This window comes from Phocoenobacter uteri (assembly GCF_900454895.1).
Classification (GTDB): Bacteria; Pseudomonadota; Gammaproteobacteria; order Enterobacterales; family Pasteurellaceae; genus Phocoenobacter; species Phocoenobacter uteri.
This window is the reverse complement of sequence record NZ_UGTA01000001.1, coordinates 1,000,637-1,025,914: the sequence shown is the minus strand read 5'-3', so window position 1 is coordinate 1,025,914 and position 25,278 is coordinate 1,000,637. Positions and strand designations below refer to the sequence as shown.

Genomic DNA, 25,278 nt, shown 5'->3' with positions numbered 1-25,278 from the left:
TAGTATTATTTCGTTACCACTTTTAATGGTACTGGAATGCTTGCTTCCACTTTTTCGCCTTTTAAGACTTTATCTGCTGCTTCAATACCATATTGACCGATTAACGCAGGCTGTTGAGCGATAGTTGCACCAAGTTTACCACGTTTAACTGCTTGTAAACCTTCGTCTGTACCATCAAAGCCTACGATTAAAATGTCTTTTTTGTTTGCTGCCATTGTTGCACGCAATGCACCTAGTGCCATTTCATCGTTTTGTGCAAATACGGCTTTCACATCAGGTTTAGACGTCAGTAAGTTTTCCATTACGTTTAAGCCTTTGGTGCGGTCAAAATCTGCTGGTTGGCTTGCAAGTACGTCAAAGTTGTGTGCTTTAACTGCTTGCTGGAAACCTTCACCACGTTCACGAGCAGCTGACGCACCTGGAATACCTTCTAATTGAATTACTTTTGCATTTTTGCCTAATTTTTCAGCAATAAAATCGCCAGCTAATTTTCCACCTAATACGTTATCAGAGGCAATGTGGCTTACCACTTCGCCTTCACTAGCATTACGGTCTAATGTGATCACGGGGATATGTTTTTTATTTGCAATTTTTACTGCATTCCCAACCGCTTGTGAATCTGTTGGGTTGATAAGCAATACTTTTGCACCACGCACGGTTACATCTTCCACGTTCGCAAGCTCTTTTGCTGGGTCGTTGCGTGAATCCAACACAATTAAATCATAGCCAAGCTCTTTTGCTTTTGACTCCGCCCCTTCTTTTAAAGTTACAAAGAATGGGTTGTCTAAGGTTGAGATTGCTAGAGCAATGGTATCTTTTGCAAGAACACTACCTGTTGCCATAAGACCTAACATCATCACAGACGCTAATTTAGTAAACTTTTTCATAAGTTTTCTCCTAGATTGAAATTAAAGTAATGTAATAACAACGCACTAAACAAAAGTTACTACGCAGTTTTTTTACTACCTAAATAATTATCAGCTAACACAGCGGCAAGGATAACCAATGCTTTTGCGATCATTTGATAATACGAAGATACATCTAATAAGTTTAAGGCGTTATTTAAAAATCCGATAATCAATGCACCAATCAGCGTTCCCATTACACGTCCTTTTCCGCCCATTAAACTTGTTCCACCCACAACAACAGCGGCAATCGCGTCAAGTTCGTAAGCCGCCCCAGCCGTTGGTTGAGCCGATGAAAGACGAGATGTAACAATTAACCCTGCCAATGCAGCCAAGAAACCACTCGCAGCATACACAAAAAGTTTAATTTTTGTGGTGTTGATCCCTGATAATTGGGTTGCAGATTCATTGCCACCGAGTGCATAAATATAACGTCCCATTTGTGTATGTTTTAAAATATACCAAGCAACGACGAACACAATCGCCATTAAAATAATTGGGAATGGTACACCGAAAACATAACCTGTGCCTAAAAAAGAGAATAAATCGGCACTGTCTGAAAAACCTGTTGAAATCGGTCTTCCGTCAGTATAAACCATTGTTAAACCACGCAATAATGTCATTGTTACAAGGGTTGCAATAAAGGCTTGAACTTTACCTTTTGCGACAATAAAACCACTTACGCCACCGAGCAAAATGCCACAAATTAAGGTTAAAGGCACAACGATAAAAATAGACATTTCCATTGAAATAAGGCTTGCGGCAATTGCACCTGTTAAAGCAAGCACAGAACCAACTGATAAATCAATGCCAGCCGTTAAAATAACAAAGGTCATTCCCACCGCAATAATTGCATTGACGGACGTTTGTCTAAGAATATTTAAGATATTATCAACACTAAAAAAGTTTGGACTGATGGTTGATACCGCTGCAATTAAAATAAGCAATGCAACGAAAGAACGTTGTTCTATAATAAATTTTTTAAAATTAAATGCGTTCATAAAGTTATCCTTCATTATTTTTGCCAATAGCGGCAGCTAAAAGTTTTTCTTGGGTCGCTTCTTCTCTTGAAAATTCGGCTTTAATTTTGCCTTCGTGCATAACCATAATACGGTCACTCATTCCTAGCACTTCGGGCATATCCGATGACACCAAAATAATACTAAAACCATCTTCTTTAAATTGATTAAGTAGTTGATAAATTTCTTTTCTTGCCCCAACATCTACGCCACGCGTTGGCTCATCAACAATCAGCACTTTTGGTCTAGTCATCAAGCCTTTGGCAATCGCCACTTTTTGTTGATTTCCCCCTGAAAGCAATCCGATCAGCTGGTTTTGTGATGGTGTTTTAATATTGAACAGCTTAATAAAATCCTCAACCGCTAATTTTTCAGCTGATTGATCAATATGCCCAAGCGTAGAGAAATAATCTAATGCGGTTAGCGACATATTTTCTTTAACAGACATGCCTAAAATCAAACCGTCTTTTTTACGATCTTCGGAAATATACACAATACCGTTAGCTAAACCATCTTGCGGTGTTTTGTTATGAATAGCGAGATTATCAAGATAAATCGAGCCAGCTTCTTTTGGCAATGCACCATACAGCACTTTCATCAATTCGGTTCTGCCTGCACCCATCAAGCCTGAAATTCCAAGAATTTCGCCACTATGCAGTTCAAAATTGATATTTTTAACCCCTGAACCTGATAGATTTTCAACTTTCAGCACAACCCCGCCTTTTTGTTGTTTTAAATAAGGGTATTGTTCATCAAGTTTACGCCCAACCATCATTTCAATAAGACGATCTTCGGTTAAGCCTGCCACAGGCACTTCGCCAATAAATTGCCCATCACGTAACACTGTAACATCATCACAAATCTCAAAAATTTCTTTAAGGCGATGAGAAATATACACAATGCCTCGCCCCTGTGCTTTGAGTTCGTTAATCACTTTAAACAGGGCTTCGGTTTCAGTATCCGTTAGTGCGTCAGTTGGCTCGTCCATAATGATTACTTTTGATTCAAAGCTCAATGCTTTGGCAATCTCAACCATTTGTAACTGACCAATAGATAATTCACTCGCAAGCTGGGTACTTTTATGATCAACCCCCAATTTTGCAAGTAATTTATCCGCTTCACGGTACATCGTTTTCCAATCAATGCCCCCCCATTTATTTTTGAATTCTCGCCCTAGAAAAATATTTTCCGCAATGGTTAAATTCGCAATTAAATTTAATTCTTGATGGATAATGCTAATCCCCGCTTTTTGCGATTCTTTGGGATTTTTGAAGGTTACTTCATTATTTAAGTATTTGATTGAGCCTGCATCTTTGGTATAAATACCTGTTAAGACTTTCATCAAGGTTGATTTTCCTGCCCCATTTTCGCCCATCAATGCCATTACTCTACCTGCATAGATAGAAAGTCCAGCTTGATCTAAGGCTTTTACACCGGGAAAAGATTTATCAATTCCACTTAGGCGTAACAACACATTATTTGGCATATCTCCCCCTAGAATGGTACGCCAGAATATAAAATAATATTCGCATAAGGCGAACATTCCCCTGAACGAACAAAGGCTTTGGTTTCTTTTGTTTTTTGCTTGAATTGTTCGTGAGAAACAAAATCAATCTGAATGTTATTATTTTGTTTTTGTTCAAGTTCGCTCAAAATCGTTAAAACTTGTTGATACACCGCTGGATTAACCGTTTTAATTTCTTCGGCAAGTAACACCCTTTCCACAAAAAGTTCTTCAATTGTCGCTTTTAATACCTCAACAAATTTAGGCACATCTTTGACTAATGCCAAATCAATACGATTATTAGCCTCTGGAATAGGCAATCCAGCATCGCATAATGTAATGCCATCGGTATGTCCCATTAGTGAAATCACTTGTGATAATGGCGAATTAAGTAACATATTCTTTTTCATTTTATTTGTCCTTTACTTTATCAAGAAAGCTATCGAAACGTTTCGATGATGGATTTTATAAAAAATGGGAGAATATGTAAAAAGAGAATTGTTGGAATTGTGATCGAGTTCAAAGTTTTTTAAATCTAATTACTTTTTATATTGAGTTTTGTTACATCATACTCCGTCAATAATTCTATAAGTTAAAGCTAAAACAGTAACACATAAGCCAATATAAAAGATTTGTTTTCCGTGTTTTCTATTTTCTTCGGTGTAAACGTATATCACTTTGCCATTCGGTAAGGTTTTCTTAGCTGTCCATAATGAATAGCCCGTCAGTATTCCCAAAAGTCCGCCACAAAAAGCACAAAAATAACCTAATGCGACCAAAATCGGCGATGATTTAGGTTGAGATAATATTTCAATTCTTTCCTCTTTTATTTTTTCTAGCTTTTTAGGATCAACAGACTGACCTCTATCTTTTAGGATCTTTTTAGCAAGAGTATAATCAAACGCATTCCATTCATAGGGCTTTGATAAAATATCCTGTAATTCATCATCGGAAGAATCAAAGAGATAATAATCCTCTTCCACACTTTCAATCATTTTTTCTGCGTCTTTTTCAATGATCTGCTGTGCTTGTTCAAAATCAGCCTGTTTTAAATGAATTTCAGGTTTATTATTTATATGATTTCCAGCAAAATCAGGCGGTAAATCTTTTATAAGTTTTACGTCAATCCCACTTTGTTCAAGCAGAAATTTGACCTCTTCTGCTTCTTCTAACGTAAAACATTTTTTGAATTTTACATATTCTTGTGACATTTTGATTTCCTTTTTATTTAGCATTTACAAGCTGAATGGCTAGCCCACTTTGGCGTTGAATTTTACTCATCACGCCTTGCTTCCATACTTTTTCATTACTAAATAACGTAAAAGTTGTTTTGGCTCGAGTCACTGCTGTGTAAAGCAATTCTTTTGTTAAAATAGGCGAGTTTGTCACTGGAAGAATTAGCACCGTATGTGCAAATTCAGAGCCTTGTGATTTATGCACCGTCATTACGTAAGCCGTTTCATAACTCGGTAAGCGGTTTGGTGTTATGCTGTGGGGCTTATCGTTAATTTGGGTTTCAAAATAGACACGAGCATTACCTTGTTCATCAGGTAAAATCAAACCAATATCGCCACTGTAAATATGGGATTGTGGGGTGTTTTCGGTAATCATAATCGGCTTACCAAGATAATTTTCACGGTTGTGATTAAAAGTAATTAAGCCCTTTTGACGCAACGTATCCGCAATGCGATCATTGAGTTTTTCTACCCCAAATTCCCCCACTCGCAGAGCAGATAGAAAACGTATTTGATTAAAGGTGTCAAAAATTCGCTTAACACTGATATTCTCAGGATTTTGAGTGCGTTGTTTGACTAAATCCAAATAAGCACGATATAGCTCAACGGCTTGGTTTACCACCTGTTTCACGTTATATTCAATCCATTTAGACTTTTCACTGAACTGCGTACTGGCTTGATATTCAATTAAATTTATATCATTAAATTTTGCAAAAAGTTGCCAAGATTTGATCGCTTGTTGCCCGTTGATTTGCTGACTTAAATGCCCAATACCTGAATTTTCATCAAAACGGCGACTGTATCGTAAATGGCACAGAGAGTCACAAATTTCAGGTGGATTATTTTGCAACGCCGGAATTTCATAGCCTGTGATTTCTGCTAAATATTGGCAATGCGATGGCGAATAACCGTTAGTAATAAATGTACCTAACTCACCAATAACAGCCCCCGCCTCCACAGACGCAAGCTGATCTTTATCCCCTAAAATAATTAAACGTGCCGTTGGTTTTAAAGCGTTGATCACTTTTTCCATTAAAAATAGATCGATCATTGAGGCTTCATCGATCACTAATACATCTAAAAATAATGGATTATCACGGTTATATTTGGGGGTATCGTGCATTGGATTCACGCCAAGTAAACGGTGCAAGGTTAACGCATTTGTTGGAATTTGTGCCTTTAATTCATCGGAATGATTAAAACGAGCCAAGCTATCTGTGATCGATTCTTTCAAACGTGCAGCCGCTTTACCTGTTGGAGCGGCAAGCTTGATTTTTAATGGTTCTAAACCTAGCTGTTGCTGTTTGAGTTGCAAAGCCAATAAGATTTTAACCACTGTGGTCGTTTTTCCTGTTCCCGGTCCACCTGTAATCAAAGTAAAATTCTTGGTTAATGCAGTCGCAACCGCCACTGTTTGCCAATCAATTTGTTGCTCGTTATCTGATGGAAGTTGTGCGAGTACCTGTTTAACTAATTCACTTTTTGCATTTTTTTGATCAAAAGTGACCGCTTGTTTAAGGTAATTTGCGATACGATTTTCAGATTGCCAATAGCGATAAAAATAAAGCATTTCATTTTGAAATAGCATTGGAGCAACTTGCGATGGATCGTGACTAAATGCGATATGATTTTGTAATACTAACTGCCATTCAAGCGGTGTAATATTTTCAATTTTTTGCAAAATTTCGCTGTAAAAATCCTCGTCTAATTTTTTATTTTTTAGCCCAAAAGGATTACTCGCCAACGTAGAATGCAAGTCTAAGGCGGTATTACCTTGCATAACATTGTAAGAGATCAATGCACTCAAAAAGATCGCCAAATTTTGTTGCAATGCCGTATAAGAATAGGTTTGCTGTTTGTGGTCGATCATTTTCGCAAATTGATAATTCAGTTCACTGATAATATTTTGCTCTTTAAGACGTACGAGTAGGCTTAACATTGGCTTATCCTGTTATAAACATTTAGCGGGTTTTGGTAATCCTGCAATTTTGGTGGCTTGTTTGGCTGGTCCATTTGGAAATAAACGTTGCAGATAACGGCTATTGCCTTTCTCTTGCCCAAACTTATTGGCTAAGGTTTTGACCAACATTCGGATCGCTGGCGAAGTATTATATTCTTGATAAAATTCACGCACCACATTGATAATTTCCCAATGCTCGTTTGTTAAGGTAAGCTCTTCTTTTTGTGCGATGATTTCAGCCAATTCTGGCGACCAATCTGCAAGATTTTTTAAATAACCTTCGTTATCTGTTGGGATCTGTTGTTGCTTAAACTCGATAAAATTTGTCATTGTTGTATGTCTGATTAAAATAAAATGCCATTATACCTAAAAATGTAATGACTTATAAAAATTGATTCAACCATAAGCGTACTTTTAGCGACCAGCTCGCTTGTACGCCTGATAATCCTTGTTTCATTATACCATCTTGTAAAATGACAAAAGAGGGAGTAACACGTCCTGACCAATCTCTAAAAATGCGTCCATTTGGATCGTTGATGGTCGTAAAAGTATATTGATGTGTATTCAAATACTGTTTTACTTGTTCATCACTGCCCGAACTTACAGCAATAGTGACAACATTATAACCATCTTCGTGAAGTTCTTGGATTGATGGACTTGTGATGCTACAAACACTACACCAACTTCCCCAAAAATAAATAAGAAGCGGTCTATTTTTACTCATTTTTTGCAAATCTAATGCGTGATTATTTACTGAGATTAAATTAAGGTTGGGATTTGCAGGGGCTGTTGGTGCTCTATACCAGCCAATCGCAGTTAGGATAATGAGCAGAAGTAATAAAAATTTACTTAATCCCCACAGATAAGAAAGTAGTTTTTTCATTATAAAAGTCCGTGTTTTGGATAAATTTTAAACATAAAAAAGGCGAATATTTCATTCGCCTTAACTAAAAAATTATTTTTAGTGATTAGTCATCACCACGTAATGCACCTAAAATATTCAATAGGCTAACGAAGATATTATATAACGCTACATATAATTCAACGGTTGCTAAAATATAGTTAGTTTCACCATTATGAATAATTCGGCTTGTTGTCATTAAAATTGCACCGCTTGAGAATACAATAAATAATGCACTAAGTGCTAAATGTAATGCTGGAATATTCATAAAGATACTTGCGATCATTCCGATAATTAACACGATGAAAAGCGAGAACATCATTCCAGAAAGGAAAGACATATCTTTTTTCGTGGTTAGAACATAGCCTGAACAAGCAAGGAATACCGCAGCAGTTCCTGCAAAAGAAAGTCCTACAACATCGCCTAATCCCGCACCTAAATAAATATTAAGGATTGGTCCAAGTGTATAACCCATAAACCCCGTTAAAGCGAATACGCTTAAAATACCAAAACCACTACGCGCCGTTGCATTGGTTAGGAAGAGTAAACCATAAAAGCCGATCAATAAGATCCAAGGGGACATTATTGGTGCGTTGGTTGCCATTGCAAAAAATGCTGTTCCAGCAGAGAATGCGAGGGTGAGCGATAATAAAAAGTAAGTATTACGTAATACTTTATTGGTACTTAATACAGATTGTTTTTGTGCGTTAATCACAATGCGATCTTGTTGCATAAAATCTCCTAGATGTTACAACATAAAACTGTGCTTAAATTAGCGATAATTAAGTAGAATGTCAATCAACTTCTTTTTGTTTATCGCTTATTTTTTTATGAAAATCTGTTATATTATAGCCTCTATTTTTTACGATGATAATATGATGATACACTTCAAAAAATATTTTAAATTAACCTTAATTACAGCAATTTTAGGTGTGACGGGTTGTAGCTCAGTGCTAGATAGCCCTTCACAATTAGAAAACTCACAGACAGTTTCCCATAATAATCCTCTTTGGCAATCTCATTTAACTCAGCTTAAACAGATAAAATCCTATCAAACTACTGGACAATTTGGGTATATTTCAGCTCAACCGAAAGAGCGTTTCTCATCATCATTTGAGTGGTCTTACCAGAATAAACAGAATTTTGATTTTATGCTTTCCTCTACGTTATCAAGCCAGTTTTTAAAATTACACCACGATACACAAGGCTTGACGATTTCCGATAATAAACACACTCGCTCTAATGATGAAGCTAATTTATTATTAGAACGGACGCTAGGCAGTAGTTTTCCATTGGCTCAATTAGGTGACTGGTTGAAAGGAATTCCAGCTGAAAATAGTGATTATAAAGTGAATAAAAAAGGGCTGCTAATGCAATTTAATTATGTTGTAAAAGGCAAGATGTGGCAGGTACGTTATCTTAAATATGATGAAACAAAACAGCCTTATTTACCTAAGTTGATTGCATTAGATAATGGTAATCAAATTTTAAAAATTAGACTTGATGATTGGAAATACTAGAATGATTTTACCAAGTCCTGCAAAACTAAATCTATTTTTATATATCAACGCAAAACGAGCGGATGGCTACCACGAACTACAAACCTTATTTCAATTTTTAGATTTTGGCGATGAAATTGAGTTTGAGCTAACCAATACAGGTGAAATTGAATTATTAAATCAAATTGATGGTGTGCCAACAGAGCAGAACTTAATTTATAAAGCTGCAAAATTATTGCAAAATCATACCGCTTATCACTCATCCTTTGGGGCAAAAATCAAACTTACAAAGCGTTTACCGATGGGGGGCGGAGTTGGTGGTGGCTCGTCCAATGCCGCAACGGTGTTGGTTGGATTAAACCACTTATGGAAAATGGGTTTATCGTTATCAGAATTGGCTCAATTAGGCTTAACACTTGGGGCGGACGTGCCTATTTTTGTGCAAGGTCGCTCTGCTTTTGCTGAAGGTGTGGGCGAAAAACTTACTTTTTGCGAGCCAAAAGAGAAATGGTATCTTGTTTTAAAGCCTGAGGTACATATTTCAACAGCTGTTGTTTTTAATGATCCAAATTTACCACGAAATACCCCAAAACTTAGCTTAGATCAATTATTGAGCAGAAAATGGGGCAATGATTGTGAAAAAGTTGTAAAAGATCACTATTCAGAGGTTGAAGATCTTATCCAGTGGTTGGTACAATATGCACCTGCAAGATTGACAGGTACAGGTGCTTGTGTTTTTGCTGAATTTGATAATAAAGAAGAAGCCCAAAACGTGTTTTCATTAAAGCCATCAGGAGTGAGTGGGTTTGTGGCACAGGGATGTAATATTTCTTCTTTACATCAAACATTACATTTATTTTCTTAAACTATTAGAGGTTATTTACAAAATGTCCGACATTCAACTCTTCGCTGGAAATGCAGTTCCAGAGCTTGCAAACCGAATTGCAGAACGCCTTTATACTTCGTTAGGAGATGCAACGGTTAGCCGTTTCAGCGATGGCGAGATTCAGGTGCAAATTAACGAGAATGTGCGTGGGGGAGATATTTTTATTATCCAGTCCACTTGTGCACCAACAAATGATAATTTAATGGAATTAGTTGTAATGATTGATGCGTTACGTCGTGCTTCGGCAGGTCGTATCACAGCTGTGATTCCTTATTTTGGTTATGCAAGACAAGATCGCCGAGTGCGTTCTGCTCGTGTGCCAATTACAGCAAAAGTTGTTGCTGATTTTCTTTCAAGTGTAGGTGTGGATCGCGTTTTAACTTGTGATTTACACGCAGAACAAATTCAAGGCTTCTTTGATGTACCAGTGGATAACGTGTTTGGTTCGCCAGTCTTAATCAATGATATTTTAAAGAAAACGGATCTGGTTAATCCAATTGTTGTATCACCAGATATTGGTGGTGTTGTGCGAGCAAGAGCAGTAGCGAAATTATTAAACGATACTGATATGGCAATTATTGATAAACGCCGCCCAAAAGCAAATGTAGCACAAGTAATGCACATTATTGGTGATGTTAAAGACCGTGATTGTATTTTAGTTGATGATATGATTGATACAGGTGGTACTTTAGGTAAAGCAGCAGAAGCGTTAAAAGAACGTGGTGCAAGACGACTATTTGCTTATGCAACACACCCTGTTTTATCAGGTAATGCGGCTAAAAATTTAAGCAATCCTGCATTAGATGAAATTGTGGTAACAGATACCATTGCATTGTCGCCAGAAATCATTGCATTAGGTAAAGTGCGTCAATTAACTTTATCTAGTATGCTTGCTGAAGCGATTCGCCGAATCAGTAATGAAGAATCTATTTCTGCAATGTTCAATGCATAATTTTTCAATTTATTAAAACAAAAAGCTCAAAAGTTAGATTTAATTTTTGAGCTTTTTATTTAGGTATGAGATTGGCTATTTCATTTTTATTATTTGATCACACCACATGCCATACGTGGACCGCCACCGCCTAATTTTGCAGGATGATCTGAGTGATTATCTCCACCAGCGTGAATCATAATCGCGTGACCTTTTACTTCATCTAAATGTTTTAAACGTGGAGCTAAGACAGGATTTGTTGCTGTTCCATCGTGATTTACTGTTAGGGCTGGTAAATCGCCTAAATGCGCATTATCTTCCCAAGGATGACCGTGCTGTCCTGCATTCATCGGATCCCAATGTCCACCAGCGGCTAAGCCTGCAACCATTTTATCGTTCTTTTCTTTTGGCTCACAACTTGGATTTTGATGGATATGAAAACCGTGTAAACCAGCCATTAACCCCGTAAGATTCGGTGTAAAAACTAAACCGTGCTTAGATTCCGTGATAGTAATATCACCAATAGGTGCATTGCCATTTTTAAGATCAAGGGCGTTCATTTGCACTTTGATTGATGGTGTCATTGTATCAGTCATTTCAAGGTTGTTAGCAAAAGTAGCAGCAGAAATCCCACAAGTTAAGAAAACAGTTAATGTTTTTTTCATTTGAATTTTCCTTATATTCAATATAAATAAATTTATACTCTAATTCCTTAGAATAATGCTTAAGCGAAACATTATTATTGAAATTTTTTAAGATAACAATGACGTACCAAAGTGGTTGGACTTGTTAATGCTCATTTTTAACAGATTAAGCGGTCAGATTTTTTCCTAAATTTACAAATTTATGATAGGATCGCACAACTTTTTTATTTATAAAACTAAACAACAAATTATGAAATTTATTATTAAACTTTTTCCTGAAATTATGATTAAAAGCGATTCGGTTCGTAAACGCTTTATCAAAATTTTAACCAGTAATATCCGTAATACCTTAACTAAACACGATGAAACAGTGACCGTTGTGCGTAATTGGGATTTTATTGAAGTCCGCACTAAAGATGAAACTAAAAAACAGCTTGTGTTAGATTTGCTACAACGCACCCCAGGTATTCATCATATTTTAGAAGTGGAAGAAACGCCTTTCATCGATATGCATGATATTTTTGAGCAAACTTATTTGGCGGTAAAAGATCAGCTAGAAAATAAAACCTTTTGTGTACGTGTAAAACGCAAAGGAAAACACGAATTCCGTTCAATTGATTTAGAGCGTTATATTGGCGGTGGTTTAAATCAGCGTATTGAATCTGCAAAAGTAAAATTAACCAAACCAGAAGTGACGGTTCGCGTTGATATTGATCACGATAAAATGCTATTTATTAGAGAACGTTATCAAGGGCTAGGTGGCTATCCAATCGGCACGCAAGAAGATGTACTTTCTCTGATTTCAGGCGGTTTTGATTCGGGCATTTCAAGTTATATGCTACTAAGACGTGGCTCTCGAGTGCATTACTGTTTCTTCAATTTAGGTGGAGCAGCTCACGAAATTGGCGTGAAACAAATGGCGTATCATATTTGGAGTCGTTATAGCACCTCTCACAAAGTGCGTTTTATTGCGGTTAATTTTGAAGATGTGGTTGGCGAAATCTTAGAAAAAGTTGAAAATGGTCAAATGGGTGTGATTTTAAAACGTATGATGGTTCGAGCAGCGAGTAAAGTTGCTGAGCGTTTTAATATTGAGGCTATTGTGACAGGAGAAGCCTTAGGACAAGTTTCAAGCCAAACCTTAACCAATTTACGTTTAATTGACAAAGCCTCTGAACGTTTAGTATTGCGTCCATTGATCACACACGATAAAGAACAAATTATTGCAATGGCAAAAGAAATTGGTACAGATGATATTGCCAAAAGTATGCCAGAATTTTGTGGTGTCATTTCTAAAAATCCAACGGTTAAAGCGATTGAAAGCAAAATTTTAGAAGAAGAAAATAACTTTAATTTTGAAATTTTAAACCAAGCGGTTGAGAATGCCGATGTTTTAGATATTCGAGATATTGCCGAACAAACAGAAAAAGAAGTGGTTGCCGTTGAAACCACCTCTGAGTTTAGTGAAAATGATGTAGTGCTAGATATTCGTAGCCCAGAAGAAGCGGATGAAACACCTTTTGAATTAGAAGGTGTGGAAGTGAAACATTTACCTTTCTATAAATTATCTAGCCAATTTGCGGAATTAGATCAGTCTAAAAACTATTTGCTGTATTGTAGTCGTGGTGTGATGAGTAAATTACAGGCACTTTATTTGAAAGAAAATGGTTTTATGAATGTGAAAGTATTTAGAGCATAAGTGCATAGCGGATTAAATTGATTGTAGGGGCGTATATATACGCCCTATATTGTTTCAATGGTAATTTATCATAAATATAAAAGGAATATCACAATGACTCAATCAGAAATTTACACCCAATTTGAAATGTGCAAAATTTGGGAAGAAAGATACCGTTTGTTAATTCAGCTTAGCCGTAAATTACCTAAACCAACGGAACAAGAATTAGCCAGCATACCTGAGATTCACGGTTGTGAAAGCCGTTTGTGGTTTTCCTTTCAGCTTGAGCCAAGAGAAATTAAAGCATACAGCGACGCAAGGTTAATGCAGGGAATTTTGATGATTGTGGCTACGGTACTTGTGGAAAAATCTGTTGCTGAGTTAAAAGATCTTAATTTACAACAGATTTTTGATGATTTGCAGATTACCAAACATTTAACCAGTACGCGTTTAAATGGATTGCAACAGATTGAAAAAGTGATTCAACAATCACTTTGATACCGACGACAGAGCATACTCTGTTGCTACATCTGATTAAATAAAGAATAACGTAGGAACAGGCTATACTCTGTTCTTTTTATGATAAAAACTAATTATATTTTAGGTAAATATCAAATCGATGATTCTTTGTTGTGTGGCTAAAATCAGGTTTTTGTTCCGCTAGGAAAGGGGCGTAGTCAGGGCGTTTGACGACGACTCTTTTTTTTGCGAGATTTTTTGCGATTTCCAAGAACTGATCCGCATCTAGATCTGCACCGACTAAGTGTTGGAAAACTCGCATTTCTTTTTTGACTAAGGCTTGTTTTTTATTTTTTTGTTTATGTGGGTACATTGGATCAAGATAAACTACATCCGCTTTTTCTATCTCATCACTTAATTCTGCAATAGATCGTACGTTTAACAATTGCATTCGCTGTTGCATAAATTCGCCAATTTCAGGATCAAGATAGGCTCTTTCTAACCCATCTTCCAATAAGGCGGCGACGACAGGATTACGTTCGACCAAACGAACTTGACAACCAATACAAGCTAACACAAAGGCATCACGTCCTAAGCCTGCGGTTGCATCAATAACGCTCGGAAGAATATCTTTTTTAATGCCAACAGCCTTTGAAATCGCTTCGCCTCGTCCGCCGCCAAATTTTCGGCGATGTGCCATTGTGCCTTTGACAAAATCGACATAAACCGCACCGAGTTTAGGCTCATCTAATTTGCGTAATTCAAGTTGTTGTTCTGTTTGAACAAGGGCTAAAATAGCTGAATTGTCGTGAACGAGTTGCCATTTGCCGCAAATTGCTTGGAATGGTTGTTTATCTTCTGCTTCACAAATAAGTTGAATTTTTGTCATAAAATATAATCGCTAAAAAGGGTATCTATATGTTTAATAAGGGTATCTTTACCTAAAATATCTTCATTTTGCCACGCAAGTTGTAATATTTCGGGGGTAAATAAGGTTTGATATTGACTACTTATCGGCTGATAACTAATGTGCCACGGCTCAATACCAATTTTTTTATCTTTCTGTTGTTCATTAGTAGAGAAAGGAAAATAAAAGTCAAAATAAGCGGTGTAATTTTGCATAAAATTTGCAAATTCTTCAAAATATCCACCCGCTTGATATTCCCAAGGTTCAAGTTGCAAAGATTGATTTTTAGGGAGTAAATCAGGATCAAAAATATCAATTTCTGTTCCCCAATGATGGCGACTTGCCCCCGCCACAGCAGACCATCTTAGAATCGCTTGACACTTTTGCCAGTCATTCATTTTAGATAAATTTAAGGTTTCACCATTGTCATTATGCACTTTACGAGTACCATTAAATTTTGCATTCCAAATAAATTTTTGACGCTCAAAATTACGAAATGAGCTAGCAGGTTGTAAATTAAAACCTGCTTGCTTCGCTTTTTGCTGTAAACCTAAAAATGCCGTTGCCGCTTCTTGTTGTAAGAAGTGGTTAGGGGATAACGCATTTGGTAATGGCACTAAATGCGTGGTGGATTTTCCTGTTAAAAGATTAGCCAGCTTGTGCATATTTTGCGATATCTTTTGGCAATGCAACGTCATCATCATTATCATTTGGCTGATTTTTGATGAAAATGTCCATTTGATTAAAGGCAATTTCAATGCCATTTTCAGCAAATAACTGATCAATTTTGCGGTTTAAGGCATCAATAGTGGTATTTCGATCTCCAATTTCACCCACATAAACACGCAATTCGTGATCAAGAGTACTTGCACCAAAGGTAAAGAAATAAACCACAGGAGCCGGATCTTTTAATACGGTTTCTGTTTCTTCAGCTGCTTGTAGTAATAGCTTTCTAGTGAGTTCTAAATCTGAGCCATAAGCCACCCCAATACTGATAATGACACGAGTAATTGCACTTGATAACGCCCAGTTAGTTAAACGTTCAGTAACAAAGTTTTTGTTTGGTACAATTACTTCTTTTCCGTCAAAATCCATTAAGGTTGTGGCTCGAATGCGGATACGAGAAACCGTGCCTGAGAATTCGCCAACGGTAATGACGTCACCAATTCGGATTGGACGTTCAAATAAGATGATGATCCCCGAAATAAAGTTTGCAAAAATTTCTTGTAAACCAAATCCAAGCCCAACAGAAAGTGCTGCGAATAACCATTGTAATTTTGCCCACGACATTCCCAAAGAGGAGAATGCACTTGCTGAACCAAATGCAACAATGGCATAAGTAAGAAGTGTGGTAATGGTATAAGGCGTTCCTTGTGATAGTGTGATTCTTGAGAACACGAAGATTTCTAGAATACTACGTATATTACGTACTAAAATATAGGTAACGGCGATAATCACCAATGCAATCAAGAGATTAAAGAGAGTGATTGTTTCTATTTGTGTGCCATTGTCAGTTACAACACTTTGTTTCCAAAGAGAAATATTATTTAAGTAATCTGCAGAAACGATGAGTTCTGACCATACGTTATAAAGTAAACCGATCACCACAACCCATAAAATAATATTGGTCATATGGATAATTTGTGATTTTAAAATTCCAACTTTGATACTTTCACTTTGTTGTGGAATAGAAATGATATCATCAGCGACATTTGTAGTTGCTTCAATCGGTTTATTACGACGTTGTTCTTGTAAACGACGATAAGCTAAGCGACGAGAAGCCACTTGTACTGCACGATAAATCATATATCTGACGAGTAACCATACAACAATAATAATATAAGATGTGATGGTTAATGAGATCAGTTTTAATGCGGTATAGTAGTAACCGATTGCAATAAGTGCGATTAAGCCTATTGGTGTTAGTTGAATCAAAAGGCGTAGAGTAGTGAGTAAAATGTTTTCTGTTTTATCAACATCTGAGTGTTTATTATGAACATTTAATGCACGTTTAAAGCTAGGTGCAAGGATAAAAATACAGAAGACAAGAGCAAGAATACTGATAATTTGTCCAATAACATCATCGCCAATGCCGTTTTCAGTCACATTTGTGAAGATAGAAATATTCAATAAAATAAGCACAACGATCATTCCACGTCGGATTACTTTTTGGAATGTATAACAGCTTTCTTCTGATAAACCAAAGTGTTTAACGGAAATACCTTTCGGATTAAATAACGAAAGAATAAAGCTAAACAGCCATAAATAGCCTGACATTTTTAGTCCCCACGACCAAATTTCTGTTGGCGTAGTAAAGTAAAAATAGCCTAACCATAATGTGGCAATAAAGAATATAATTATTTTTGGAATGGTTAACAACATTGTACATAATAGTGCAATTGGCGTATGCCACTGACTATCAGCATTTAATGAATTAACTTGACCATTGATAATCGATAAACGTTTTTGAATTGCTTTTTTGAAATAAAACGTAACAATAAAGACGAGCCCAAGTAGGATACTCAGGGCAAGCATTCCGGTAAAATATTCTGAATTATCTTTTGATAGATCTACTTTTTTTGTAATATCTTGAAGTTGAAATGCTAATAATTTAGGTAATGATTTTAACCACTTTGAGTTTAGTGGTGCATTACTTTTTACCCAAAAGCTTTGTTGTACAAGTGTTTCTTCAATCTGTTTGCTAATTTCTGAAACTTGTTTTTGTACTAAATCTAAATTGATTGACTGGTTGAGCTGATTATTTAGATTAGTGAGCAAATCAGTTAATAATTTTTTACGTTCACTCAGCAGCTTTGTTAATTGATGAATATCATTAGGACTAAATTTCTCATCATTTTTTTGTTGTAATTTCTCAATATAGGAATTAGGAATATAAAGCTCATTACGTTGCTGTGTCATATCAAAAATACGGACACGAAGCTCTGAGATTTGATCAGGCAAATCTTTAATATTTGTATTGAGAGGTAAATTCTGTTTTTGTTTTTGAATAATACGTGATAGAACCAGTGTTCCTTTCAAGGCACTGATTTGCTCTTTTAATGTACGCTGTGTTTGCGTTAAGTTATTCAAAATATTTTGTAAACGTAAGCCTTCTTGAGAAAGCATATTCGCTTCTTTTGTTTGAGTTAGAAGCTGTTTACTTAACTGAGTATTGATATTCAATTCGGTTTGAATAGCTTTATTAACTTCTGTCCCAAGTTGATTATTCTGCGTTTTTTCAAACTGTTCTTGAGATTGTTGTAAGCGTTTATTATTGATTTGAGTTTGAAGCTCAGTTATTTTTTCTTGTAATAAATTTTCTTTTGATTGTAATAAATTTGATTGGGTTTGATAATAAAGCGTAATTTTATCATTAAATTTTAATGAGGTTTTATTGAAATTATTTTGTAAATTTAACAATTCTAGTTCAACAATATATTTTTTTTGAAGTGTTGGACTAAGGTTGCCAGATGAAAGTTGGTTGTTAATTTCCTGATTTTTCTGCGAATTTTCAGCAAGCATTGTTTGTGCATTTGCAGATAGGTTGTTTTGTTGCACTAAATTAGAATTTGCATTATTTAAATTGGATTGAAGATTCTTAAGGTCTCTAAGATTATCATCTAATTTTGTTTGTAGCTCATCAATACTCTCAGCTGTCTCGATATTTTTTTCTTTATCCAGATCTTGTGTTAGCTCTTGCTTTATACTAGAAATATCAGATTGCCCTTGCTGGATTTTGCCATCAATATCAATAAGCAGAAGCTCTAATTCTTTATTTTTTTGTTTTTGATTTTCTACTTTCGTTAATAAGTCGATAGTCTCTTCTAAATTTTTGATAAGCGTGGTGTCTTTTGGATCTTGTTTTTGCGCTGTTTCAAGCTGGATATTTAATTCAGAAAGTGCTGGAAGAGAAGCGAAAGCTAAAGGGGTTATAAAGCTGACACTAAATAAAAAAGAGAGTAAAGAAAAAAGCTTTCTCATTTGGTTGGAACTCCTTGGTGGTTAAGCGATTAAATTCTACTTGAATTTGTAAATTTCAATTAAAATTTAACCGCTATAATTTTAAATATTATGATTTTTTCTCGCTGAGTTGAAGCCAATCAGACATCATATTTTCCGTTTCTTTTAAAATGAAATCAGGTGCTTCATAATCTTTTGGAAGATCATCTAAATCTTTCAATGGTTTTTTACCTTCACGCTTAAAGCGAGAATTAAGCGTAGTTAAACGGCGGTTATCATCAATTTGACGTTGTTGCTTACGTTTTTCTAAATTTAAAGATAAGAATTTTTTGTTATCTTCTTCACGCTCAGCTTTTATATCTTTTGCTAGAGCGATAAATTCAGGATTGTTTGCAATACGTTTCAGATGCTTTTTCGTGAGTGTTTTAACAAATTGGCGAGCATTCGTGGACAGTTGATAGTTTGCTTGTGGAATTTTATCCCAAGGCAAAGCATTATCCTCAAAACTTTCACCCACTTCTTTTGCGTTGATGATCTCAGGATAATGAATATCTGGTTCAACGCCTTTTTGTTGTGTGCTACCACCATTGATTCTATAGAATTTTTGAATGGTATATTGCAACATACCGAGCTGCTTTAACTCTTTATCAAACATACTGCTCAAAGGACGCCCTTGTTGAACAGTTCCTTTTCCAAACGTCGTCTGTCCCACAATAATTGCACGGTTATAATCTTGCATTGCTGCTGCAAAAATTTCCGATGCAGAAGCACTATGACGATCCGTCATCACGATCATATTACCACGGTAAAGCACATCTTTATCGCTTCCACCTATATAAACTTTAATGTGGTTTGAGGCATCACGTACTTGGACGACAGGTCCTTGTTTGATGAATAAGCCTGTTAAGCGAATGACTTCAGTTAATGAGCCACCACCATCTGCACGTAAATCAATAATTAGACCATCAATTTTTTGTTTATTGACTTTAACTAATAATTTTTTGACGTCTTTGGTTAACCCCATATAAAAGGTTGGGCTCTCAATAACTGCGACTTTTCTGCCATTGATTTTATCAATCGTTAATTTTGCTGCACTGTCTTCAAGGCGAACCGTATCTCGTACAATAGTCACGATATGGTTCTTGCCTCCTTTGGCAGGTTCAATTTCTAAACGTACTTTCGTACCTTTTTTACCTTTGATCTTATCAACAACATCATCAATTCGCCAACCGACAACATCTTCAATTTCACCAGTTGCTTGCCCAACACCAACAATTTTATCTTCAGGATGGATCTGTTTGCTACGTTCAGCAGGTGCACCTTTAACTAGTGATTTAATCGTTGTGACATCATCGTCCATATAAAGCGTTGCCCCAATCCCTTCAAGAGAAAGTTTCATACTTTCTTCAAAGCGTCGTGCATTTCGAGGTGAAAGATAAGTGGTGTGAGGATCGATTTCTCTTGCAAAAGCGTTTAAATACATTTGCAAAATATCATCGGCATGTGTTTGAGTTAAACGGCGAATTGCTAAATTATAACGCTTAGCTAATTTCTTTTGGGTTTCTGACCACGTCTTGTGTTTAAGATATTGCGTGATTACATCGTGTTTATAACGCTGTTTCCATAAGCGTTTTGCCTCTTCTTCTGTTTTAGGAAACGCTGCTTTTTCACGATCTTTTTCAATCTCATCATCTTGAGTCAGATCGGGCTGTTTATCCACTAAGGTCAGCATATAATGATAACGTTGATAAAGACGTTTTGCCATTAAGTCATAGATTTTATAGGCAGAATCTAGTTTTCCTTGATAAAGCTCATCATCTAACAGCGTTGCATATTGTTGACGTAGTTGATCGACATCAGATTGCAAAAATATTTTATGCGTACCATCTAACCAATCGATATAACGGTCAAAAATTTTATTAGCAAAATCATTGTCCAAATCAAACTTACGATAATGGGATTGTATTAAACGTCCTGTTACTCGTTGTGTCGAAATATGATGATCTTCATTCGGCAAAGGAGTAATAATATCGCTTTCTTTAATTTCAGGCGTTACCGCAAGGCTAGTACTTGCGAGAAAACTGGTCAAGCAAATTAAAGAAAAATGTTTAATATTAAATTTTTTCATTATTAGCTAAAAATAGAATTTAAAGTCACGTTTAAAGTTAATCCAGAAGTAAGTTGAACTCTTGCTTCTTGTTTTTCCACTGCTAAAACAGTTGCATTTTGTACACTACTTCCTACTTTCACTTTCACCGTTAAACCTTTTGTGATTTCTGAGGTTTCTAAAGCAGTCAGTTTTTCAGCTTTTTTTGCAACTTTTGGACGATGTGCTTTTTTTACTGCTTTTTTCTCTTCTAACGCTTTCTTTTTAAAGAATTCTTTACGTTCTGTTTTGCGTTGTTGTGCTTTACGCTCAGCAACAATTTTTTTAGACTCTGCTAAAGTTTGAGCGGCGTGTTCTGCTTGTGCTGCATCAATTGTACCAGCAGGTTTGCCTTCTAAATCTACACGTTCAGCCCCTTCTTTACAGGCATTAAGATAACGCCATCCCATAGTGTAGCCACGCATTGCTTGACGAATCATTGTTTTACTGACTTTTTCATCGTTTTCTAATGCTTGAGCTAGATCTTGGAATAGACCAATTTTAAGTGGTTTTGCTTCGCCTTCAAGTGAGAAGCAAAGAGGAAATTTTTCTGCTAAATAAGCGATCGTTTCTTTTACGCTCATAGTTGTTTTTGCAGTTTGAGTTGTTTGTGTTTCAATTTGTTGTTCAGACATAATGTTTCCGTTGGTTATAAGTAAGTTTATTCAAATCTGATAATTATATTTTATTTGTTCCCTTTCAGCTATATATATTCAATAGAAATAATGATTTTTGTGTTGAAAGTCGCAAATTTGCAAATTTTAAGGTAAATATGACCGCTAAATTCTTTTTTTCTGACATTTATATTGAATGTAAGGATGAGTTTAGAGGGGCATTGACTATCTACGAATAATTATGCAAAAATCCGAGAAGGCTCATTTTACTCAAGAGGAAAAATTTATGGCACTTTGGGGCGGACGTTTTAGTGAATCAGTGGATCAACGTTTTAAACTTTTTAATGACTCTTTATGTTTTGATTATCGCTTAGGACTACAAGATATTGAAGGCTCAATAGGTTGGGCGAAGGCGATTGCCTCCGTAGGTATTATTACACAGAAAGAAGAGCAGAAGCTGATTCAAGCCCTGCAAGAATTGCACGCAGAATTAGCACCTAATTTGATGGTGATTTTGCAAGATGATAATGAAGATATTCATAGCTGGGTAGAGTCGAAACTGATTGAAAAATTGGGCGATTTGGGTAAGAAATTGCATACAGGAAGAAGTCGTAATGACCAAGTGGCACTAGATATTAAATTATGGTGTAAAGCACAGGTCAAATTATTACAGCAACGGGTTCGTCATTTACAGCAAAAACTTGTTACAACAGCGAAGCTACATCAAAATGCTGTAATGCCTGGTTATACCCATTTACAACGTGCTCAACCTGTGACTTTTGCACATTGGTGCTTGGCTTATTACGAAATGCTGGGGCGTGATTATTCTCGTTTAGAAGACGCTTATCACAGAATGAATACTTGCCCTTTAGGTTGTGGTGCGTTGGCGGGGACAGCATATCCGATCGATCGTGAAAAACTGGCTCAAGATCTTGGTTTTGCCAGTGCAACAAACAACAGTTTAGATAGTGTGTCTGATCGTGATCATATCCTAGAATTACTTTCTGTCGCTTCGATTAGTATGGTTCACCTTTCTCGTTTTTCAGAAGATTTGATTATTTTTAACAGTGGTGAAGCCAATTTTGTGGAATTAGCGGATCGTGTCACATCAGGGTCATCTTTGATGCCACAAAAGAAAAACCCAGATGCGTGTGAACTTATTCGTGGTAAAACAGGGCGAGTAATTGGTGCATTAACGGGGCTATTAACTACAGTGAAAGGCTTACCTCTCGCTTATAATAAAGATATGCAAGAAGATAAAGAAGGGATTTTTGATACCGTTGATACTTGGCTTGCTTGTTTAGATATGGCAAGTTTGGTGTTAGAGGATATACAAATAAATACGGAACGAACCTTAGAAGCGGCAAAACAAGGTTATGCGAATGCGACGGAGTTGGCTGATTATTTGGTCGCAAAAGGGATTCCATTTAGAGAGGCACATCATATCGTGGGAGAAGCGGTTGTTTACGCTATCAAAAACGCCAAAGCTTTGGAAGAATTAAGTTTAATGGAGTTTGCTCAATTCCATAAAGTGATTACTGATGATGTGTATTCTATTTTATCGATTGCGTCCTGCTTAGATAAACGTTGTGCTAAAGGTGGTGTAAATCAGGGGCGTGTCGCTGAAGCGATTGAAATTGCTGAAAAAATGTTAAAATAATTAACTAAAATTTTACACCAAATAGAGAAAAAAAAGCGTGATTTGGTTTTCTAAAAGAGTATAATTCTCATCAGCAATATTTTTTAATATTAACTTCTATAGGAGAACTAAAATGAAAGGCTTTGCAATGTTAGGTATCGGAAAAACAGGTTGGATTGAAAAAGAAAAACCAGCTTGTGGACCAATGGACGCAATTATCAAACCTTTGGCGCTTTCACCTTGTACTTCAGATACGCATACCGTATGGGAAGGTGCATTAGGTGACAGAAAAGATATGATTTTAGGTCATGAAGGCTGTGGTGTTGTTGCTGAAGTTGGCGAACTCGTTAAAGACTTCAAAGTAGGCGATCGTGTAATGGTTGCTGCAATCACACCAGACTGGGGTACGGTTGAAGCACAAGGCGGATTCCCAATGCACTCAGGCGGTATGCTTTCTGGTTGGAAGTTCTCTAACTTTAAAGACGGTGTATTTGGCGAATTTTTCCACGTAAACCATGCTGACGCAAACCTTGCTCACTTACCAGACTCAATCTCACCAGAAGAAGCGTGTATGTTATCAGATATGGTACCAACAGGTTTCCACGGTGTAGAATTAGCTGACGTTCAATTTGGTGATGTAGTACTAGTTGTTGGTATTGGACCAGTTGGTTTAATGGCGGTTGCTGGTGCTTCTTTACGTGGTGCATCACGTATCATTTGTGTAGGTACACGTAAAAATTGTCGTGAAGCAGCAAAAGGCTATGGTGCAACAGATTTCATTGGTTATGACGAGCCAATCGATGAACAAGTAATGAAAATGACTAACGGCAAAGGCGTTGATAAAGCGATTATTGCGGGTGGTACAGTTGAAACTTTTGAACCAATTATCAACGTGTTAAAAGCGGGTGGTAAAATTGGTAATGTAAACTACTTAGGTCGTGGTACACACATCAACATTCCTCGTGAAACTTGGGGTGTAGGTATGGGACACAAACAAATCAACGGTGGTTTAATGCCTGGTGGTCGTTTACGTCTTGAAAAATTAGCAAGCTTAATTGAATGTGGTAAATTAGATGTTAAGCCATTGATTACGCATAAATTCAAAGGTTTTGAACACGTTGAAGATGCGTTAATGCTAATGAAAGATAAACCAGCTGACTTAATTAAACCAGTGGTTGTAATATAATTTAATAGCAACTTATAAGCTATTATTCTTATATAAAAGCACGGTTGCGGATTTAACGAAAGCAACCGTGCTTTTTTATTTGTAAAAATAAGTCGGGGAGGATTGAATGAGCGTAGCGAATGGAATATCCTCCTGTTAAAATTAAATTACTCTTCGGGAGCATATACGTAAACGATGTTTGCTAATGCTCCTCTATAATCTTATTTAAAGATACTTTTATTAGGTTAATTAAATGAAAATACTTGTAATTTCTGGCTTTCTCGGTGCAGGCAAAACGTCTTTTATTAAAGAAATGGTTAAAAAAACAGGACGTCAATTTGTTATTTTAGAAAATGAATTTGGCGAATTGGGGCTAGATGGTGAACTATTAAAACAAGAGCAAAGCCAAAATAAAGATGTTGATATGAAAGTGTGGGAGCTGACAGAAGGTTGTATTTGTTGCTCGCTCAATTTAGATTTCAGCTACTCGGTGCTAACGATTGCCAATACGCTTAACCCAGATTATTTGTTGATTGAGCCAAGTGGTGTCGCAATGCCGAGTAAAATTCTTGAACAGCTTAATCGTATTGTGTATGAAGATATTTCATTGATTGCCCCGATTACGATTGTGGACGGTCGCCATTATCAAGAAAGTAAGCAGAATTATCCTGATTATTTTCAAGATCAGCTCAATACCGCAGGCACAATAGTCGTGAGTAAATCAGAAACTTTTACAGAAACAGACTTTCAAGCGGTCAAAAAAGAATTGAAATTTGCAAATAATGTGGAGTTTTTGCCTTCTCATTATAGCGAATGGCACAAAGAGCAGTGGCTGGCATTATTGGATAAAGGCATTGAAATTCAACAAAAAAATAATAAAGTGAATTATCGTTTTTTCCGTCACGAAGCACAAAAAGTCGATCCATTGGAGAATATCAGTTTTTCATCTCATCATATTTCAACTATTGATCAACTTGCGGATAAATTATTTTGGCTTACATCAGGCTTATTTGGCAAAGTGGCACGCGTAAAAGGCTATGCAAAAATAGGTGGTTTTTGGACAAAATTTGATATTGTGGAAAGTCAATATACCATTACAGGTTGCACCGAAATGCCCGATGAACGTATCGTGGTAATTGGTCAGCAATTAAATCATCAGGCGATTCAACAATTATTTATGTGTTAATTTTTTTAGAAAAATAGTTTACAATCATCGTTCATTCTCT

The 25,278-nt window shown here is 36.3% G+C and carries 23 protein-coding genes; 8 read left to right on the top strand and 15 right to left on the bottom strand.

What is annotated here, in order from left to right; translation table 11 throughout:
- Positions 1–5 precede the first annotated feature (5 nt).
- The 9 genes from rbsB to DYE60_RS04440 form a co-directional block, all read right to left on the bottom strand.
- Complete coding sequence (gene rbsB, locus DYE60_RS04480) at positions 6–887, bottom strand: ribose ABC transporter substrate-binding protein RbsB (protein WP_115315442.1); 882 nt, start codon at positions 885–887, stop codon at positions 6–8.
- A 59-nt stretch (positions 888–946) separates the two neighbouring features.
- Entirely contained in the window at positions 947–1,906 is a 960-nt protein-coding gene (gene rbsC / locus DYE60_RS04475) for a ribose ABC transporter permease (protein ID WP_172460359.1), read from the bottom strand.
- A 4-nt stretch (positions 1,907–1,910) separates the two neighbouring features.
- A complete protein-coding gene (gene rbsA, locus DYE60_RS04470) occupies positions 1,911–3,410 on the bottom strand; it encodes a ribose ABC transporter ATP-binding protein RbsA (protein ID WP_115315440.1) in 1,500 nt (499 codons plus the stop codon).
- 8 nt (positions 3,411–3,418) lie between these two features.
- Complete coding sequence (gene rbsD / locus DYE60_RS04465; RefSeq protein WP_115315439.1) at positions 3,419–3,838, bottom strand: D-ribose pyranase; 420 nt, start codon at positions 3,836–3,838, stop codon at positions 3,419–3,421.
- Between the two features lie 156 nt (positions 3,839–3,994).
- The gene (locus DYE60_RS04460) at positions 3,995–4,639 is read right to left on the bottom strand and encodes a hypothetical protein (protein ID WP_115315438.1); all 645 of its coding nucleotides are present in this window, start codon (positions 4,637–4,639) and stop codon (positions 3,995–3,997) included.
- Positions 4,640–4,652: 13 nt separating this feature from the next.
- Entirely contained in the window at positions 4,653–6,602 is a 1,950-nt protein-coding gene (gene recD, locus DYE60_RS04455; RefSeq protein WP_115315437.1) for an exodeoxyribonuclease V subunit alpha, read from the bottom strand.
- 12 nt (positions 6,603–6,614) lie between these two features.
- Positions 6,615–6,953 carry a TusE/DsrC/DsvC family sulfur relay protein gene (locus tag DYE60_RS04450; protein ID WP_115315436.1) on the bottom strand — a complete coding sequence of 113 codons (339 nt, stop codon included), beginning with the start codon at positions 6,951–6,953 and terminating at the stop codon, positions 6,615–6,617.
- 52 nt (positions 6,954–7,005) lie between these two features.
- Complete coding sequence (locus DYE60_RS04445; protein ID WP_115315435.1) at positions 7,006–7,506, bottom strand: protein disulfide oxidoreductase; 501 nt, start codon at positions 7,504–7,506, stop codon at positions 7,006–7,008.
- Positions 7,507–7,591: 85 nt separating this feature from the next.
- Positions 7,592–8,257 carry a Bax inhibitor-1/YccA family protein gene (locus DYE60_RS04440; protein WP_115315434.1) on the bottom strand — a complete coding sequence of 222 codons (666 nt, stop codon included), beginning with the start codon at positions 8,255–8,257 and terminating at the stop codon, positions 7,592–7,594.
- A gap of 142 nt (positions 8,258–8,399) precedes the next feature.
- Between DYE60_RS04440 and lolB the strand changes: the two genes are divergently transcribed.
- The 3 genes from lolB to DYE60_RS04425 are packed head-to-tail and all read left to right on the top strand — an operon-like array spanning position 8,400 to position 10,861.
- Entirely contained in the window at positions 8,400–9,044 is a 645-nt protein-coding gene (gene lolB / locus DYE60_RS04435; protein ID WP_245942675.1) for a lipoprotein insertase outer membrane protein LolB, read from the top strand.
- Positions 9,028–9,888 (top strand): 4-(cytidine 5'-diphospho)-2-C-methyl-D-erythritol kinase, encoded by an 861-nt coding sequence (gene ispE / locus DYE60_RS04430; RefSeq protein ID WP_245942674.1) that lies wholly within the window; start codon positions 9,028–9,030, stop codon positions 9,886–9,888. The genes lolB and ispE overlap by 17 nt, the downstream gene beginning before the upstream one ends.
- 22 nt (positions 9,889–9,910) lie before the next feature.
- Positions 9,911–10,861, top strand: a complete 951-nt coding sequence (locus DYE60_RS04425) for a ribose-phosphate pyrophosphokinase (RefSeq protein ID WP_115315431.1) — start codon at positions 9,911–9,913, stop codon at positions 10,859–10,861.
- Between the two features lie 89 nt (positions 10,862–10,950).
- Here the strand turns inward: DYE60_RS04425 and sodC are convergent, their stop codons facing one another.
- Entirely contained in the window at positions 10,951–11,505 is a 555-nt protein-coding gene (gene sodC, locus DYE60_RS04420) for a superoxide dismutase family protein (protein ID WP_115315430.1), read from the bottom strand.
- A gap of 229 nt (positions 11,506–11,734) precedes the next feature.
- Between sodC and thiI the strand changes: the two genes are divergently transcribed.
- Positions 11,735–13,183: a tRNA uracil 4-sulfurtransferase ThiI gene (gene thiI, locus DYE60_RS04415; RefSeq protein WP_115315429.1), complete on the top strand. Its 1,449-nt coding sequence runs from the start codon at positions 11,735–11,737 to the stop codon at positions 13,181–13,183.
- Positions 13,184–13,276: 93 nt separating this feature from the next.
- Entirely contained in the window at positions 13,277–13,660 is a 384-nt protein-coding gene (locus tag DYE60_RS04410) for a SufE family protein (RefSeq protein ID WP_115315428.1), read from the top strand.
- 91 nt (positions 13,661–13,751) lie between these two features.
- Here DYE60_RS04410 and DYE60_RS04405 read toward each other — a convergent pair whose 3' ends face one another.
- From DYE60_RS04405 to proQ, 5 genes are all read right to left on the bottom strand, one after another.
- Positions 13,752–14,510, bottom strand: a complete 759-nt coding sequence (locus DYE60_RS04405; protein ID WP_115315427.1) for a class I SAM-dependent methyltransferase — start codon at positions 14,508–14,510, stop codon at positions 13,752–13,754.
- Positions 14,507–15,193, bottom strand: coding sequence for a M15 family metallopeptidase (locus DYE60_RS04400; protein WP_115315426.1), 687 nt, complete (start codon positions 15,191–15,193; stop codon positions 14,507–14,509). Before DYE60_RS04400 ends, DYE60_RS04405 begins: the two co-directional genes overlap by 4 nt.
- Positions 15,177–18,509, bottom strand: coding sequence for a mechanosensitive channel MscK (gene mscK / locus DYE60_RS04395; protein ID WP_115315425.1), 3,333 nt, complete (start codon positions 18,507–18,509; stop codon positions 15,177–15,179). The genes DYE60_RS04400 and mscK overlap by 17 nt, the downstream gene beginning before the upstream one ends.
- Before the next feature lie 88 nt (positions 18,510–18,597).
- Positions 18,598–20,616 (bottom strand): carboxy terminal-processing peptidase, encoded by a 2,019-nt coding sequence (prc, locus tag DYE60_RS04390; RefSeq protein ID WP_115315424.1) that lies wholly within the window; start codon positions 20,614–20,616, stop codon positions 18,598–18,600.
- A gap of 2 nt (positions 20,617–20,618) precedes the next feature.
- Positions 20,619–21,269 (bottom strand): RNA chaperone ProQ, encoded by a 651-nt coding sequence (gene proQ / locus DYE60_RS04385; protein WP_115315423.1) that lies wholly within the window; start codon positions 21,267–21,269, stop codon positions 20,619–20,621.
- A gap of 265 nt (positions 21,270–21,534) precedes the next feature.
- Between proQ and argH the strand changes: the two genes are divergently transcribed.
- From argH to DYE60_RS04370, 3 genes are all read left to right on the top strand, one after another.
- Complete coding sequence (gene argH / locus DYE60_RS04380) at positions 21,535–22,908, top strand: argininosuccinate lyase (protein WP_115315422.1); 1,374 nt, start codon at positions 21,535–21,537, stop codon at positions 22,906–22,908.
- Positions 22,909–23,020: 112 nt separating this feature from the next.
- Complete coding sequence (locus DYE60_RS04375; RefSeq protein WP_115315421.1) at positions 23,021–24,073, top strand: NAD(P)-dependent alcohol dehydrogenase; 1,053 nt, start codon at positions 23,021–23,023, stop codon at positions 24,071–24,073.
- Positions 24,074–24,305: 232 nt separating this feature from the next.
- Positions 24,306–25,238 (top strand): CobW family GTP-binding protein, encoded by a 933-nt coding sequence (locus tag DYE60_RS04370; RefSeq protein ID WP_115315420.1) that lies wholly within the window; start codon positions 24,306–24,308, stop codon positions 25,236–25,238.
- Positions 25,239–25,278: the final 40 nt, after the last annotated feature.

What these genes read in the sequence shown, in the direction of transcription:
- DYE60_RS04370 (WP_115315420.1), top strand. Translation starts at nt 24,306, where the DNA reads ATGAAAATACTTGTAATTTCTGGCTTTCTCGGTGCAGGCAAAACGTCT.
- DYE60_RS04460 (WP_115315438.1), bottom strand. Translation starts at nt 4,639, where the DNA reads ATGTCACAAGAATATGTAAAATTCAAAAAATGTTTTACGTTAGAAGAA.
- DYE60_RS04440 (WP_115315434.1), bottom strand. Translation starts at nt 8,257, where the DNA reads ATGCAACAAGATCGCATTGTGATTAACGCACAAAAACAATCTGTATTA.
- argH (WP_115315422.1), top strand. Translation starts at nt 21,535, where the DNA reads ATGGCACTTTGGGGCGGACGTTTTAGTGAATCAGTGGATCAACGTTTT.
- ispE (WP_245942674.1), top strand. Translation starts at nt 9,028, where the DNA reads ATGATTGGAAATACTAGAATGATTTTACCAAGTCCTGCAAAACTAAAT.
- rbsB (WP_115315442.1), bottom strand. Translation starts at nt 887, where the DNA reads ATGAAAAAGTTTACTAAATTAGCGTCTGTGATGATGTTAGGTCTTATG.
- rbsC (WP_172460359.1), bottom strand. Translation starts at nt 1,906, where the DNA reads ATGAACGCATTTAATTTTAAAAAATTTATTATAGAACAACGTTCTTTC.
- DYE60_RS04445 (WP_115315435.1), bottom strand. Translation starts at nt 7,506, where the DNA reads ATGAAAAAACTACTTTCTTATCTGTGGGGATTAAGTAAATTTTTATTA.
- thiI (WP_115315429.1), top strand. Translation starts at nt 11,735, where the DNA reads ATGAAATTTATTATTAAACTTTTTCCTGAAATTATGATTAAAAGCGAT.
- DYE60_RS04450 (WP_115315436.1), bottom strand. Translation starts at nt 6,953, where the DNA reads ATGACAAATTTTATCGAGTTTAAGCAACAACAGATCCCAACAGATAAC.
- rbsA (WP_115315440.1), bottom strand. Translation starts at nt 3,410, where the DNA reads ATGCCAAATAATGTGTTGTTACGCCTAAGTGGAATTGATAAATCTTTT.
- DYE60_RS04375 (WP_115315421.1), top strand. Translation starts at nt 23,021, where the DNA reads ATGAAAGGCTTTGCAATGTTAGGTATCGGAAAAACAGGTTGGATTGAA.
- DYE60_RS04400 (WP_115315426.1), bottom strand. Translation starts at nt 15,193, where the DNA reads ATGCACAAGCTGGCTAATCTTTTAACAGGAAAATCCACCACGCATTTA.
- lolB (WP_245942675.1), top strand. Translation starts at nt 8,400, where the DNA reads ATGATGATACACTTCAAAAAATATTTTAAATTAACCTTAATTACAGCA.
- recD (WP_115315437.1), bottom strand. Translation starts at nt 6,602, where the DNA reads ATGTTAAGCCTACTCGTACGTCTTAAAGAGCAAAATATTATCAGTGAA.
- DYE60_RS04410 (WP_115315428.1), top strand. Translation starts at nt 13,277, where the DNA reads ATGACTCAATCAGAAATTTACACCCAATTTGAAATGTGCAAAATTTGG.
- mscK (WP_115315425.1), bottom strand. Translation starts at nt 18,509, where the DNA reads ATGAGAAAGCTTTTTTCTTTACTCTCTTTTTTATTTAGTGTCAGCTTT.
- proQ (WP_115315423.1), bottom strand. Translation starts at nt 21,269, where the DNA reads ATGTCTGAACAACAAATTGAAACACAAACAACTCAAACTGCAAAAACA.
- DYE60_RS04425 (WP_115315431.1), top strand. Translation starts at nt 9,911, where the DNA reads ATGTCCGACATTCAACTCTTCGCTGGAAATGCAGTTCCAGAGCTTGCA.
- rbsD (WP_115315439.1), bottom strand. Translation starts at nt 3,838, where the DNA reads ATGAAAAAGAATATGTTACTTAATTCGCCATTATCACAAGTGATTTCA.
- sodC (WP_115315430.1), bottom strand. Translation starts at nt 11,505, where the DNA reads ATGAAAAAAACATTAACTGTTTTCTTAACTTGTGGGATTTCTGCTGCT.
- prc (WP_115315424.1), bottom strand. Translation starts at nt 20,616, where the DNA reads ATGAAAAAATTTAATATTAAACATTTTTCTTTAATTTGCTTGACCAGT.
- DYE60_RS04405 (WP_115315427.1), bottom strand. Translation starts at nt 14,510, where the DNA reads ATGACAAAAATTCAACTTATTTGTGAAGCAGAAGATAAACAACCATTC.